8 protein-coding genes are annotated in these 16186 nt (G+C 48.7%); 5 read left to right on the plus strand and 3 right to left on the minus strand.

Translation table 11 applies throughout. From position 1 onward, the window contains the following. Positions 1-2 precede the first annotated feature (2 nt). The gene (locus E0698_RS14770; RefSeq protein WP_134913212.1) at positions 3-755 is read left to right on the plus strand and encodes an amino acid ABC transporter ATP-binding protein; all 753 of its coding nucleotides are present in this window, start codon (positions 3-5) and stop codon (positions 753-755) included. A gap of 122 nt (positions 756-877) precedes the next feature. Here E0698_RS14770 and E0698_RS14775 read toward each other — a convergent pair whose 3' ends face one another. The 3 genes from E0698_RS14775 to E0698_RS14785 form a co-directional block, all read right to left on the minus strand. Next, entirely contained in the window at positions 878-2032 is a 1155-nt protein-coding gene (locus E0698_RS14775; protein WP_192512038.1) for an MFS transporter, read from the minus strand. A 260-nt stretch (positions 2033-2292) separates the two neighbouring features. Next, entirely contained in the window at positions 2293-3573 is a 1281-nt protein-coding gene (locus tag E0698_RS14780) for an AAA family ATPase (protein WP_192512039.1), read from the minus strand. Position 3574: 1 nt separating this feature from the next. Next, positions 3575-5032 (minus strand): RtcB family protein, encoded by a 1458-nt coding sequence (locus E0698_RS14785; protein ID WP_192512040.1) that lies wholly within the window; start codon positions 5030-5032, stop codon positions 3575-3577. A gap of 575 nt (positions 5033-5607) precedes the next feature. Here E0698_RS14785 and E0698_RS14790 point away from each other — a divergent pair. The 4 genes from E0698_RS14790 to E0698_RS14805 all read left to right on the plus strand — a co-directional run bounded on the left by E0698_RS14790 (position 5608) and on the right by E0698_RS14805 (position 16102). Beyond that, entirely contained in the window at positions 5608-5937 is a 330-nt protein-coding gene (locus E0698_RS14790; protein ID WP_014282840.1) for an ArsR/SmtB family transcription factor, read from the plus strand. Between the two features lie 30 nt (positions 5938-5967). Continuing rightward, complete coding sequence (locus E0698_RS14795; protein WP_192512041.1) at positions 5968-7752, plus strand: SulP family inorganic anion transporter; 1785 nt, start codon at positions 5968-5970, stop codon at positions 7750-7752. A gap of 594 nt (positions 7753-8346) precedes the next feature. Further along, the gene (locus E0698_RS14800) at positions 8347-9972 is read left to right on the plus strand and encodes a S8 family serine peptidase (protein WP_192512042.1); all 1626 of its coding nucleotides are present in this window, start codon (positions 8347-8349) and stop codon (positions 9970-9972) included. 625 nt (positions 9973-10597) lie between these two features. Continuing rightward, the gene (locus E0698_RS14805; RefSeq protein ID WP_192512043.1) at positions 10598-16102 is read left to right on the plus strand and encodes a S8 family serine peptidase; all 5505 of its coding nucleotides are present in this window, start codon (positions 10598-10600) and stop codon (positions 16100-16102) included. The last annotated feature ends 84 nt before the right edge of the window (positions 16103-16186 follow it).

Consider the following 16186-nt stretch of genomic DNA (forward strand, 5'->3'; position numbering starts at 1 on the left):
CGGTGATCCAAATTCGGAATATACACAAGTCGTTCGGTTCGCTGGAAGTGCTTAAGGGTGTTAATGTGACGTTGGATAAAGGGAAGGTGCTGGTGATCATCGGCCCGTCCGGCTCTGGGAAAACAACGCTTTTGCGCTGTCTGAATTTGCTGGAGGTTCCTGATCTTGGCGAAATTCAGGTGGGGGATATTGCACTGAATTTTGCCAAAGGAACGAAGCTGCGGCAGGAAAGCATCTTGGCGCTGCGCAAGCGAACGGGTATGGTGTTTCAATCCTACAACCTGTTCCCGCATATGACAGCAGTTCAAAACGTAATGGAGGGCCAAGTCACCGTTCAAAAGAAAAACAAGGACGAGGCACGCAAACGCGCATTGGAGCTGCTTAAAAAGGTGGGACTGGCGGACAAAGCGGAATCCTATCCCCATCAGTTGTCGGGCGGACAGCAACAGCGGGTCGGTATTGCCCGGGCAATGGCGGTCGAGCCTGAGGTGCTATTGTTCGACGAGCCGACCTCCGCGCTTGATCCCGAGTTGGTAGGCGAGGTGCTCAAGGTCATGAAGCAACTGGCTGCCGAAGGCATGACCATGGTCATTGTCACCCATGAAATGAAGTTCGCCGCCGAGGTCGCGGACCATGTGATTTTGATGGATCAGGGCGTGATTGTGGAGCAGGGTTCACCTCATGAGGTGCTTGAACGCCCGACCAGTCCACGAGCTATTCAGTTTTTAAATCGATTGAGTGGGGAAGCGGAATAAAGGGAATTACAGTATTTATTAAAATAAGCGATTAGACTGAATAAAAAGGCAGCTACAGCCGGGGGCATTGAAAAATAAAGCCTCGCACCCGTAGCTGCCTTTTGCTCATCAGTTGTCCTCTTTTATTTCATTTTTAATGTAAGCAAAAAAGTAATCAAAAGAATACAACAGCCTGCTATGAATGGAGCGAACAGATTTGCATCAAATAAAAATCCCGCTAAAGTAGGGCCTAAAATATTTCCGACACTCATATAGGCATTATTCATACCAGCTACATATCCTTGCTCATTCCCTGCCATCTTCGATAATTGTGTATTTAGAGCTGGACGAAGCATAGCTGTGGCAAAGAAAATAAGGGAAGTGACAAGGAAGATACTCCAGAAATCTTTGGCTAAGAGAAATAAAATATAAGCAACAGAGATGAAAAGAAGCGATCCTTTGATCACCCTTTTTTCACCAAACTTATTGATTATTTTAGCAACAACTAATGCTTGCATGCCGACTCCAATCACAGCACCTGCGGTCAGAATGACAGCAATATTTTGCGGTGAGAATTGGAAGCGGTTCGTTACATATAAACCAAGAACAGATTCAAAATTAGCGAGTCCAAAGGTCATCACCATGACAAGTACAAAGAGCATTGTATATTTTGACTTCAACGATCTCGCGTATTGTTTGTAAATAGATTCCTTCAGAATAATTCTTGCCCGCGCTGCTTTCATTTGCTCTTTCGATAAACTTTCAGGCAAACAAATCACTGAAAAAATAACAGCAGCCATAGCAGCACCTGTCGCTGCGTAAAGCGGTACTCTTGTTCCATATCCTGCAAGAAGACCACCCAGTCCAGGTCCAATAACAAATCCGAATGACATGGCTGCGGCTAGCAGGCTATTTCCTTTGGCGCGTTCTTCGGTTGTTGTAATATCCGCTACATATGCCATCATGGGTGGAACAATCAGGGCTGCTGCCACTCCTTCCAGAAGTCTAGAGGTATACAGCATCCACAGCTCATCTCCGATAGCAAAGATAAATTTAGCTACAGCAAAAACAATGACACCTACAACGATAAAAACTTTTCTCCCATATCGATCAGACAGTTGTCCAGTTATTGGAGAGAGTAGGAATTGTGTCATGCCATAGGCTGCTACTAATAATCCTATCGATTGCCCACTGGCTCCAAACTCAATGATCAGTTCTGGCAGGATGGGAGTAATTAAACCAACGCCCACCATAACGATGAAGATATTAATCATTAGGATTCCAAGTATTCTTTTCATGCAAAAAACCTCCTTATCCATTGGTTTCTGGATAGGAGGTAGACGTACGAACAAGAAGATACACTGCTCCCGTCAAAGAAGCAATGCTCTTATCGTTAATACCCAAAGCCTACACTAATCCTATCCAGAAAATTCGTAAGATTACGATTTTTTCTTTGGTGGAATAGGATTAGTAGATCATTGGCTTAAGGTCACCCTTTCGATACTTTATTGTTTATCAACGTAACATAAATTTCTTGATAAGGAAATGAAAGGATAAATCAGAAGAATCCAACGCGTCCTTCGGCCACATTTTTTAACCAGTCCTGCTTACGGCTCTTATCAAGCTCGCCTCGCATACCTTTAATAATCAACTCAATATCTGTTTTTCCACTCTCATGCCATTCCAGTGCAGTGCTGACATACAGCTCTCCGAGCTGGGCCAGGGAGAAGCCGTCAGTCATCGCTGCCGCCTTCTGTGTACCTGTCTCTCCTGCAAAGACAAGGAAGTTGCGCAGCTTGAGATACGCTAATCGCAGCGCTTCGTCAGGCAAACTGATTTCATAGGCGCGATCGAAACGACCTGCCCGGTTCATCAGACCCGGGTCAATTTTTTCGGGATAGTTGGTCGTTCCGATCAGGAAGATACCCTCCTTGGAAGTAGCGCCATCCAGCGTATTCAGGAAAAAGGAACGAACCTCCTGCGGCATGGAATCAATATCCTCAATGACCAGCACCATCGGAGCTAGGCGGGTAGCCGCCTCGAACACCTCTTTGACCGATTCACTGGTTGTATACTCCGTAATTTGCCAGTAGGCGGCCGGACCCGGTACGCTGCTCGCAATAGATTTAACAAGCGTCGTTTTCCCGTTGCCCGGATGGCCATACAGCAGAATACCGCGTTTGTAAGGAATATTATAAGTCTGATAGAAGGTACGATCCGCTTCAAAAAACTGATCGAGTGAACGGAAAATATCGCGCTTGATTTCCGCTTTCAAAATAACGTCATCCCGCGTAATGGCACGGGTAATGGGCTCCGCCTGCCGGGATAATCCGCGGCTTGTGTCCGTAAAGACGGTGACCCGCTTCATATTCTGCTTGCGTTCACGTCCGCGTACCCCCGCGAGGAAGCCTTGCAGTTCCTGATCGCCTGTCGCAAATACGTAATCTTCATTATATACGCCATTTTCACGGAAAAAGGGAACCCGCGCCAGCGCGATGCCCCACTTGGGATAGGCGAATACATTATTACGCATCGACAGGTGCACGCCGTATTCTGGAGTAGGCCCGTCATCGTCATATTGGATGGTGCGTTCCTCCAGGCGATCAAAGACCCGTGCCACATGCTCCAGATCCGAGCTGCCTGAACGAATGTCCTCCTCCAGCAAGTCCCAATACTCAATATTGGGATCGTCGCTGGCATACAGCTCATATTTTACGCCATAGCGATTATATAGGGCTTCACTGATGCCGTCGATCAGACGGGCATAAGCGGCATAGCCGGTAATGCGCCCATCCGTACGTTCATCAAATTTATAAATAGCCGGTGTATCTATACTCAAATTATTTGGCTCCTTTCAGGGCGGCCAGCGGCTTACATTTGGCTACAACGGCTGCGAGTCCTGCCCCGGTGACACTTTCAATAATATCATCTACATTTTTGTAGGCTTGGGGAGATTCGTCGAGAATGCTTTCCAGCGATGACTGATTGACCACAATCTCGTCGTCTGTCCCTATACCAAGTGCTCCGGCAAAATCGTCCACACTTACGAGCCGTTTGGTCGCAGAGCGTGAACGGATACGGCCCGCTCCATGGCAAATGGAGTGGAAGTTATCCTGCCCGCCCGGCAGACCGACCATAATATAGGAGGACGTACCCATAGAGCCGGGAATCAAGGCCGGATGTCCTGTTTCCCGGTAAGGTTTTGGATTGTCGGGATGTCCGGCTGGAAGAGCGCGGGTAGCCCCTTTACGATGCACAAACACGTTACCGTGATCCGGGTGAGATTCCTCCCAACCATAATTGTGCATCAGATCGTACAAGGTGCGCAACTCGCACTTTGTACCAAAGACATCACGGAAGGCTTCACGCACGGAATATGCGATCAAATGTCGGTTCACCACCGCATAGTTCAGCGCCGAGTACATCATATTGATGTAATACGCAGCTTCGGGATGCTCCAGGGGGGCAAATACCAACCTTGGATCAGAAGTTCCAAGCCCAAGGCGACCCATTGCTTTGGCAATGGCAGACGAGCTGGTTTGGCTGACCGCTCCACCCCAGGCACGTGATCCGGAGTGGACCATGACGGCAACCTGACCGTCGAACATTCCCCAGGCTTCGGCTATTTCACGGTTGTGCTCGGCAATCTCAATCGCCTGAATTTCAACGAAATGATTGCCTCCACCCAGCGTGCCAAGCTGTCGGTGAGCCCGGTGCCACGTGCGATCTTCGACAAGATTGAGTACCTCCTCATCAAATGAGAACTTACTGTGTTCTACATGGGTGAGTGAGGTTGACTTTTTAGGCGTGTAGCTGTCTGGAATATATTTATTGGGTAACCCATGCAGGCCCTTGCGTACAATATGCTCCAGCCGGATATCTGAATAATGTCCCCGCTGGTGGGCTTCCATCGGCAAATATTTATCAATGGTCTTGACCAGCTTGCGGCGCAGCTTGGTTTCCTTCAAGGCATCCTTGTGCAAATTTGTCAGGTGTACGCGCATGCCGCAGCCGATATCGCTGCCGACGATGGAGGGAGATACATAGCCGTCCTCCATTCCCCATACCGCTGTCGTGCCGATGCAGGTTCCGACGCCTACATGCACATCCGGAGTATAGCCCATATAGCGGATACCGGGAATTTGTAAATTGTTATTAGCCATCTCGAACACCTTGTAATCCAGCGAGGAGAAAAGCTGCTGAGAAGCATATACGGTCAAATCGCCAGCCGGAAGCTTCATAAGATGGCTGTAAGGTCCCTTTTCTAAGAACGAGTCTGTTGTGTGTTGTATATTCATATCGTTGGATAGTTCCCTTCTTCATGTAAATAAGGATTTTGCAAAATCCTGAATTCTAAAAATACATACAAATTAAGCTTTAAAAAAGAAAATAAAAAAAGCCGCAGACTTGTCGTCCACGGCTTCCTGCACCGAAAGTGTCATTACACGTCATGATCTATACATCATTAATACGTAAAATAACCTGTTCTTCCAATAGCATTAAATACAGAAAAAAGCCTGGTTAATCACGCCGTCAGACAGCGCGATGTCACCCATCATGTCGCCCGAACGGGGCCGATGAGACGAGAATTCAAATATGTGGTTTTGTCATACTGCCTGTCTGTCACCATCATGTAAAGCTCAGTCATGTCTGTCGGCCCCCTTTTCTTAAAGTTAATTGCAATGTTAATGGAAACCTGTGGAAGCTGTCAACCCTGAAAAGAGGGAGAATGGAAAGATGTGACTTTAATCATAGTGAAGTGTGAGCTATATCATAGTTCCAATGGCCCGAATCTGTTACTGTCTAAATATTCAAATATTCAGAGATTGTTGATGGTTTACAGGACAATTTTTGTGAGGGGGACGGAGCAAGCATGGAAGGAGATCTCCAGAAGTTTAAGGCCGACTTTTTCAAAGCATTGGCTCACCCTCTGCGCATCCGCATTCTGGAGGTGTTGAGTGAAGGGGAGCGGAACGTAAATGAGCTACAGACTGCGCTCGGTTCCGAAGGCTCTGCTGTATCGCAGCAATTGGCCGTGTTGCGAGCCAAAAATTTGGTGAGCAGCATCAAGGAAGGCACGACGGTCGTTTACTCGTTGCGGGACCCGCTCTTGACGGAACTGCTTGCGGTGGCGCGGCAAATTTTTGACAATCATCTGGTCGAAGCGATCTCGTTGCTGGAGGGTATACGGAACGAGAAGTAATGCTACTACAGAAAAGAAGGGCTACAGAGGATGAAGTGGATGGGAAGGTTTGAGGGATATAACGCAGGAGCTTTGCGAAAGGACCTGATTTCCGGAAGTATCGTGGCAATTGTGGCCATTCCGCTGGGTATGGCGTTTGCCATTGCATCAGGAGTAAAGCCGGAATACGGGCTGTATACGACCATTGTGGCAGGAGTTTTGGTTTCACTGTTAGGAGGGTCCAAATTTCAGATTGGCGGACCTACGGGCGCTTTTATTCCGATTTTGCTGGCTATTGTCATGCAGTACGGTTATGAGAATTTGCTCATAGCCGGTTTTATGGCGGGGATTATGCTCATCTTAATGGGCGTGCTGAGGCTAGGCGCGTTAATTAAGTTTATCCCCAAGCCAGTAACGATTGGCTTTACGGCGGGCATTGCCGTGACGATTTTCAGCGGTCAGATTGCTAACTTTCTCGGCTTGCGCGGAGTAGAGCGGCATGAAACGTTTCTGCCTTCTATGGCAGAGCTGGTCCATCGCCTGCCTTCACTGAATGTGTACAGTATTCTGACGGCGTGTATCTGTCTTGCCGCCCTCATTCTGGTGCCTAAAAAATGGCCCAAGGTACCCGGTTCACTCGTGGGCCTGCTCTTATCCACGCTGGTGGCAGCCTGGCTTTTTCCGGGTCAGGTGGCAACGATCGGCTCCGCATACGGCGCAATTCCGGCATCTCTGCCTGAGCTGCATGTTCCAGGCGTGACCTGGGACCTAATTGTGAAGCTGCTGCCGCCCGCACTTGTTATCGCAATGCTGGGAGCTATCGAATCACTGCTTTCGGCGGTGGTTGCGGACGGCATGACGGGAGCCCGGCATAACAGCAATCGTGAGCTGGTTGGACAGGGTATTGCCAACTTGCTCACACCGCTATTTGGCGGCATTCCTGCGACGGGGGCGATTGCGCGCACAGCCACAAATATCCGCAGTGGTGCCGTGTCTCCCATGTCGGGTATTGTACACGGCTTGGTTGTGCTGCTTATTCTGGTGGTTTTTGCTCCGTATGCATCCAATATTCCGCTGGCGAGTATGGCTCCGGTGTTGATGGTGGTCGCCTGGAATATGAGCGAGCGCAAACATTTTGCACACATCCTCAAGACACGGACAGCCGACTCTATCGTACTGGTTGTCACCTTTTTGCTGACGGTATTTACGACGCTGACCACGGCTGTTGAAGTAGGTCTGATTCTGGCGGTCGTGCTGTTCGTCAAGCGTATGAGCAGTACACTTTCAGTGGATAAGGTGTTACCCGATCCTTCTGTCAAGCATGAAAAAGTCGGCGCGCATATGGTTACAGATCAGCATGATTGCCCGCAGGTGGCGATTTATAGTGTGGAAGGCCCTCTATTTTTTGGTGCCGCTTCGGCATTGGAAAATTCGGAGATGGGAGGTCAGGCTAACCGCCAGCAAGGGATTTTGCTGCTGCGTATGGGTAAGGTTCCCTTTATGGATATGACAGGAGAATCTAACTTTACCACATTGATTCAGAAATATCGGAAATCCGGTGGAACGGTGCTTGTTTCCGGCCTTCAGCCGCAGCCTCTGGCATTACTTCACAAAACCGGATGTTACGACATGATCGGACATAATCATTTTTTCGAGCATACAGGAGAAGCCCTCACGGCAGCCATAACACTGGTGGATCGGGATACATGTCGTGGGTGCAGCCAAATGGCTTTTCGGGAATGTGCTGCTCTATGCGGCAGATCGAAAGCACTATCAAAACCATCCATTTCGGATGGAGCTGTTCCGGCTCCCATACCTGTAAACAGCGGCAGATAGCCCTCTCTGAACTCTTCTATTGGAGTGCAGAACGAATGCCGAAAAATCTCTTTTATTTTTACGATTAGCAGTGCACCCTCAAGATTAGCACCTGCTCGTAAAAACGGAAGAGGTTTTTTGCTTTTCTAAGAAAAAGGGAAAAAATTCAAAAAAATGCTTGTATATCTGTTTTTATGACATTATACTAGATTCAAAAGATACCATTTGTATCATTCTTTTGTTTTAATTTGGTTTTTAATGCACAGATATTAAACCCCTCGATAACTTCTAGCTTCCTACCCTACTTTTTCTTCACGTTTTTCTCTCACTTTTTCCAAAGCGATATAAGCTGAATTTTAAAAATTTACATGGGAACGAAGTTGGCAGAATGGTGCTGTACGAGCATCAGCGGTCACCTTTGCCCAAAGGATTACTGTTTCTTTCGGTCCTGCCCTCTTGGTTGTTCACCACAGAATCATGACCTATGGATTCCATGCTAGAATCTATATTTTTTGAAGGAGGTGAGGACCAAAGGCTATTTTGTGAGCTTTTCACGCGGATGTCGGCAGGTTGTTCTTGAGAACTACAAAACCAAGTAAAGGGAGATGGAAAGTATTGATTAAGTCGAAAAATATCAAAAGGACGCTATCGGCTAGTTTTACTGCTTTTCTTGCTTTTTCTCTGATTTCTCCGGTGTACGGAGATGCGAGCACAACCACCGCGGCAGGAGCTTCGACCATTTCCGCCAAGGTTTCAGCCAAGCTGAACCAGCAATTCAGTGACAGCGAGTACGTCACCTATCTGGTTAAATTAAAAGATCAGGTAGATACAGAGTCGGTTGCCAAGCATGCTTTCCAAAAGGCTTCCGCAGACCAGATATCCCCCGCTGCCGCTAAGCTTTCTGTGCGTACAACGGTTGTGAACTCTCTCATTGATACTGCTGAAAAATCTCAACAGCCTGTGGAAGAATACTTAAAGAAGGAAGTCAATAACGGAGGCGTCAAAAAGTATAAGAGCTACTTTATTGTGAACGCACTTGCGGTAACGAGTACCAAGGAGGTACTGGACAATCTGGCCACGCTTCCTGAGGTAGACAAAATTTTACCGGATGAAACGCGCGAGCTGCAAAAGGTTGAAATAGATAAGGATGCCCAGCCAGAAGTCGGGGAACCGGCAACTGAACAGGCGGTTGCCGATCAAGCGGCTGTAGACACGGCTGTAACGGAAGAGAATGCACAAAAATCCGTGGAGGAATCCGTATATAAGGATGCTGTAACGCCGAGCCGAGCCGAATGGAATATTTCCAAAATTAAAGCACCACAGGTTTGGGCCAAAGGCATTGACGGCAAAGGGGTTGTCGTTGCCAATCTCGATACAGGCGTAGAGTACACTCACCCGGCGCTGAAAAGAAAATGGCGCGGCTTGAATGCTTCCGGTCAAGTCGTGAATCCAGAGCTGAGCTGGTATGATGCGGTTAACGGAGCATCACTGCCAACAGATTCAAATGGACATGGTACACATACGATGGGGACGAGTGTTGGCTCGGACAGTAACGGTACGAATGAAATCGGTGTTGCTCCCGGTGCCAAATGGATTGCCGTACGGGTATTCAACCCGTCAACGACAGATTCCATCCTGCTGGACGGAGGCCAGTGGTTGCTGGCTCCAGTAGACAAAAATGGTAAGAAGCATCCTGAGCTTGCACCGGATGTGGTGAATAACTCTTGGGGTGGCGGACCTGGTCTGGATGAATGGTATCGTCCAGTCACCAAGGCGTGGAGAGCGGCTCAGATTTTCCCTGAGTTCTCCGCAGGCAACACGACACTGTCAAATCCGGGCGGACCTGGATCGGTAGCTAATCCGGCGAACCTGCCGGAAGCCTATGCCACAGGAGCGACTGATGTTAACAACAAGCTGGCCAGCTTCTCGCTGCGCGGTCCTTCGCCATATGGAGAAGTGAAGCCTGAGATATCGGCCCCTGGCGTAAACATCCGTTCCTCTGTTCCTGGCGGAGTTTATGAGGGTGGCTGGAACGGTACATCCATGGCAGGCCCGCATACGGCCGGATTAGCGGCATTGCTGCTCCAGGCCAAGCCATCCTTGACAGTGGATCAACTGGAGGATGTTATTTCGAAAACAGCGACGCCGCTGACAGACAGCCAATATAAAACTTCACCGAATAACGGCTATGGATATGGCCTGATCGACGCGTTGGCTGCGATCAATTCGGTACTTAACTAGAATGGTCTGATCGTGTTTTAGAAAGACCTCGGAAATCCCTTGAAGCGGCTCGTCCAGAGATTTGCATACACCTGCTAACCGTGTAATGCAACATTTACGCAGCCGCTATAAAGGGGTTTTCGTACATAGAAAATACAAAAATTATAAATTTCAAGGAAATTGCAAAAAAATCACTTGTATATCTGTTTTGATAACTTTATACTATCCATAATATATGTTTTTATATCAATTTTTAATATAAAATGTAACGATATAACATGTCGTGTTACAGCATGTTCTCTCTTCGACATTCTCCTGCTTGTTCTCCTTGGTATCTGCTGAATTTCATCGCACGCTATCTTTGATTCACAAACTCATCTATGAAATACATTCACCTATGAAATACATTCACCTATGAAATAAACTCACCTAAGAAAATCCAAATCGTTTTTCAAATTGTACTTTCGAGCGTTGGGGATCGAATGATGCAAAATGATGACCTCTATATTCTATGAAGGAGGTGGTTGCCAACCATATCATGTTGTGCAGCCCGTAGATTTGATGTGAAGGCAAGAAGGCATGAGGTCTTACTCTCGTACAGGTTATACCAGAAATATTAAACCTAGTAAAAGGAGTGGAGAAGTAATTGATTAAACCTAAACGATTTAAGAAACCACTATCTATCGGACTATCTTTGCTTATGGCCTTTTCTTTTGTTCAACCCGCTTTGGCGAATAACACACCGGATGGCTCCAAGCTGGAGTTGAAATCAACTGCGCACAAGGTAACGACCGCGAAGGTATCCCCTAAACTGACCAAACAGTTTGAGGAGAACAACTATGTAACCTATCTGGTCAAATTAAAAGAACAGGTAGACACGAACAAGGTTTCCAAAAATGCCCTCCAAAAGGCCTCGCTTGAGAAAATAACACCCTCTGCCGCCAAAATGGCTGTCCGCAGCAACGTGATCAGCTCTCTGCGCGAAACCGCTTCAAGAACCCAATACGGGCTTGAAAATTATTTGGATAAACAATCAGAGAGCGGCGGAGTGAAGGAATATAAAAGCTACTTTATTGTCAATGCCCTGGCAGTCACAAGCACCAAGGAGGTGCTGGACCATATTTCACAGCTGCCAGAGGTAGACAAAATTTTGCCGAACGAAACACGTTATCTGCAAAAGGTGACAGTTGACAAGCAGGCAGAGGGAACAGCCGCCAAAACTGCTGAAACAGCGACAGCAGACACGGCAAAATCTGCAACGGCAGAGAAGGCGGTAGGGCTGGAAAAGGACGATAGTAAAACATCGGCGAAGCCAGGCAATGCAGGTAAGAACGCTGTAGACCCATCTACCGTGGAATGGAATATATCCCATATTAATGCACCCCAAGTATGGGAACAAGGAATCGACGGAACCGGAATCGTCGTGGCCAATCTCGATACAGGCGTAGACTATACTCATCCGGCCCTGCATCGCAAATGGCGCGGTCTGGACGCGGCAGGCAATGTCGTGAATCCCGAGCTGAGCTGGTACGATCCGCATAGTCATGCGACGTTGCCGGTCGATCAGGAAGCGGATTCCCACGGTACGCATACGATGGGAACGATGGTCGGCTCCGAGGAAAATGGAACGAACCGGGTCGGCGTTGCGCCTGGCGCGAAGTGGATTGCCGTTCGGATTTTTAATCCGGAAACGACGGATGCGATTATACTCGACGGCGGTCAATGGCTGCTTGCGCCAAGGGATGCCCAAGGCAATCTTCATCCCGAGCTTGCACCGGACGTGGTGAACAATTCGTGGGGCGGCGGACCCGGCCTCGATGAATGGTTCCGACCTGTGGTTCAAGCATGGCGGGATGCACAGATATTCCCTGAATTCTCCGCAGGTAATACTTCCCTTTCCAATCCGGGCGGTCCTGGATCGGTAGCGAATCCAGCTAACTATCCGGAATCCTTTGCCACTGGAGCAACCGATCTCAATGACAAGCTGGCCAGCTTTTCACTGCTGGGACCGTCGCCATACGGCGAGGTGAAGCCCGAAGTTTCCGCACCGGGGGTAAATATTCGATCATCCGTTGCTGGAGGTGCCTATAAAGGCGGATATAACGGAACTTCCATGGCGGGCCCTCATGTAGCGGGACTTGCGGCTCTGTTGCTGCAAGCGAATCATTCGCTTACCGTGGATCAACTGGAAGAAATTCTGGAAAATACAGCTACACCACGCACGGATAGCACATATCCGACTTCTCCGAACAATGGCTACGGACATGGTGTCATTAATGCGCTGGATGCAGTCGGCTCTGTCGTTCAGGGCTTGGGCTCCGTATCCGGTAAAGTCGTAACAGGTGGAGACGATTTGGAAGCACCTGTTCTGGAGCATACACCGCCTGCTGCGGTATTCGAAGGTGTGGATGTACATCTCACCGCTCATGTGACAGATGATGTCGGCGTGGCAGCGGTTGAGGCATTTGCCAGAACAGCGGGTACGTCAAACTATGTATATATTCCGTTGGAACGGACCTCCGGCGACAGCAAAGATGGTACATATCAAGCGTCCATTCCGACTTTCTTGGTGGATAGCACCGGTCTGGAATACTATATTCGCGTGAATGATTACGGCAATAACGGTTTTGAAACCGAAGTGTACAAGGTTAATGTCTCCAAAGGCGTCAAACCTGGCTACACACAGGATTTTGAAAAGGATATTGCCGGTATCAATGTCGGTGGACAGGGTAGTGTCTGGAAATGGGGAACCCCGGTAAGCGGCCCTGGTAGTGCACACTCGGGAACGAAGGTCCTCGCGACCAATCTCGAAGGCCAATACCAGACCAATTCCAACAGTTATTTTATGGCTCCTCCAATTGATCTGACCGAAAGCCCGAAAGGGGCACTGGTTAGCTTCAAGCATTGGTACGATCTTGAAAACAATTCTGATTTCGGCAAGGTGTATGTAGCCACCACCAACAATCAGAATGCATTTGAGCAGGTATTATCATTTACAGGCACCAGCAACGGCTGGAAAACACAATATCTCGATCTGCGAGCATTTGCAGGTCAGAAGGTATACCTTCTGTTCAACTTTACAAGTGATAATACGGTTGTAAAAGATGGCTGGTATATCGACGATCTGTCGATTCAGGAGCCGGATACCGTTGCACCTGCCGCGCCAAGTAATCTGACTGCCGAAGCGGATACAGTCGGCAACGTCTCGCTGGCCTGGAATGCTTCATCCGATGAAGACGTGAAGCAGTACAAAGTGTATCGCTCCACCCAATCGGGCAAAAATTACACTTCGTTGGGTACAACCTCTGGACTGAGCTTCACCGATACGATCACGGTCAGCGGCTCGACCTATCATTATGCAGTGGCGGCCGAGGATTACAGTGGTAACGAGGGAGCTAAGTCGAATGAGGCTTCACTGAGAGTAGAAGTGCCGGATACGCTGTATAGCGATTCATTTGACGGCAACTTGGATAACGGCTGGACTCATTCTGGTACCAAGGATGAATGGGAACGTGGCATCCCCAAAGAAGTGGGACCAGAAAGTGCAGTATCCAGACCAAACGTATGGGCAACCGATCTCGATAGTAACTATGAGAGCGGAGCTGACTTTTCGCTGGTTTCTCCAAAAATGAATTTGAATGGTGTGCGGAACGCAACACTTACCTTCAACCACTGGTTTGAAATTGAGTCCGGCTATGACTTCGGTTATGTGGAAGTGTCCAAAAATAATGGCGACACCTGGACCGAGCTGGGCAAATTCTCTCATAACACCAATGGGAAAAAATGGACTCCAGTTTACTACAATCTGGATAGCTATACCGGCAATGAGATTCAAATTCGCTTCCGCTTGAAATCGGATAACAGTGTGAACAAAAACGGTTGGTACATTGACGATTTCCGTGTGCTGGGCATTCCAGCTTCGACAGTGACCAAGGATGTAGTACCTGAGTCGAATATCAAACTGGAAAAAGCGGAAGAACAATTCCCGCTGTACAAAATTACAAGCACCGAAAAGAGTGAATTCCAGGAAAAAGTGAAGCCGAAGGAAACAACGGTGGACAGTGGACGTGTCGGTCTCGAAAGTCTTCCTGCAAGCGCCACAGTTACCGTACTGGAAACTGGACGTTCGGTGAAAACCGATCCGACCACAGGTAAATACAGCTTCATTCACGTAGCTGGCGATTATACGCTGAAGGCTGAAGCCTATGGCTATGAGCCTCAAACGAAGCAGGTCACGATTGAGAATAATAAAGTAATCAGAGCGAACTTTAGTCTCCAGGCGGTACCTCATGGTACGATTCACGGAGTCATTACCGATAAGCAATCCGGTGAACCGATCCGAAAAGCGAAAGTGCTTGTGCTGGAGGATGCACGCATTGCTCCGGTAGAAACCAATGAGGCTGGAGAATTTACGCTGGATGTGCTGGAAGGGACCTATACATTATCCATTGCAGCAGAAAATTATTACAGCGACAGTGTCACGGTCACAGCACCTCCGAACGGCAGTGTGGAAGCGAATGTCACATTGAAGCCATTTATCGGCTTCCAGGGGGGCATCGCTTACGATGACGGTACCGGAGAAAATGCCAGAGCCTTTAACGCGGCAGGCAACTCCTGGGCAGTCAGAATGACACCTGAATCAGAGGTGGCTCAAGTGACAGGAGCGTCGCTTCTGTTCTGGAATTCAGCCTTCCCGAATCCGGGAGGAACGGCGTTCAAATACTCCGTCTATGATGCCTCTGGTGCAGCAGGCGCACCGGGACGTCTGCTGGCTGGTCCATTTGACGGTACAGCCGTTCGGGATGAAACACAGTGGACGACCGTACAATTCCCTGAACCCGTAACGGTTCAAGGCGACTTCTATATCGTCTATACGCAGCCAAGCGCAGGCACGCAAGCTCCGGGTCTTGCTACAGACGAGAGTGGACCCAATGCGCTTCGTAGCTGGCAAGGTGTAAGCGGCGCATGGAGCCAATCACCGGAGGATGAGGGCAATTACATGATCCGGGCGATCGTCAGATATCCGGTTAATGCGCCAACGATTACAACACCGACCAAGGCAACGTATACGAAGGAAGAGACAATCACAGTTACAGGTACTTCCCCGGCAGACGGGGCGGACATCCAGCTCTTTAACGGTAATGAACTGGCTGGCACAACCAAGGTGAAGGATCGTCAGTTCAGTCTGGCGGTCGATCTTCAACCGGGTGCCAATCCACTGAGTGTTCAGGCAGCGGTATACGGCAAAGTAACAGATCGTTCCGAACCTGTGGTCGTCATACTTGACCAGACTAAACCGGGTCTGATCTTGACTTCGCCGGATGAAGGAGCTCGTACAAATGCGGGTGTCGTCAGTGTAACCGGTACGGTTTACGACGAGTTCCTCACCGACTTAACGATTAATGGTGAGCCAGCCGAATTTGGAAGTGACGGCAGCTTTAACAAGCGTCTGCTTATCAATGAAGGGGAAAATCAAATTACGGTAACGGCCAAGGATCTTGCCGAGAACGTAACGACGGTTACCCGTTCAGTGTATGTCGATTCAGCTCTGCCGAAGCTGGAAAATATCAGTCCTGCTGAGGATGTGCGTATCACTCCAGGGCAGCCGGTGCGGGTATCCTTCGACAGTGCGTCCGCATTGGAGGCATCCTTCCGTGTGGAATTGCCTTTCAATCTGACCACCTTGGCCCGAAACGAAATTCCGTTAAACGAAACTTCGTCAGGTCATTATGAAGGGACTTACTTCACTTCCTCTTCTCTGAGCCTGGAAGGCGGAGTCATCGTGATCCGGGTAAGGGATGCAGCAGGAAATGAAGTGGAGACGGAAGCACCGGGAAGATTGTATGTAACGAAGGGTGGAGGACAGGACCCTGATCCGAATCCACCGACCTCTAACGAGAAACCAGTTGCGATCATTCAGGCGAATGATTCAGCCAAGAAGAACAAGAACGTTCAGTTTAACGGAAAAGCTTCACGTGATGTAGACGGTGAAATCGTCAGCTATAGCTGGAACTTCGGCGATGGCGATACAGCGTCCGGTTCCAAGGTAAAGCATAAATTTACCACAGCCGGAACGTATACCGTGGAGTTGACGGTGACAGATAATAGTGGCGCAAGCGGAAAAGCTGCGCATACCATCACGATTCGTTAATAAGGTGCATGGAATGTTTCTTTTAAAATAACAACAGAAGACCCACAGCAAGCCACCATTTACGGAGGTCTGCTGTGGGTCATT

The organism is Paenibacillus sp. 23TSA30-6, assembly GCF_014858585.1.
Classification (GTDB): Bacteria; Bacillota; Bacilli; order Paenibacillales; family Paenibacillaceae; genus Paenibacillus.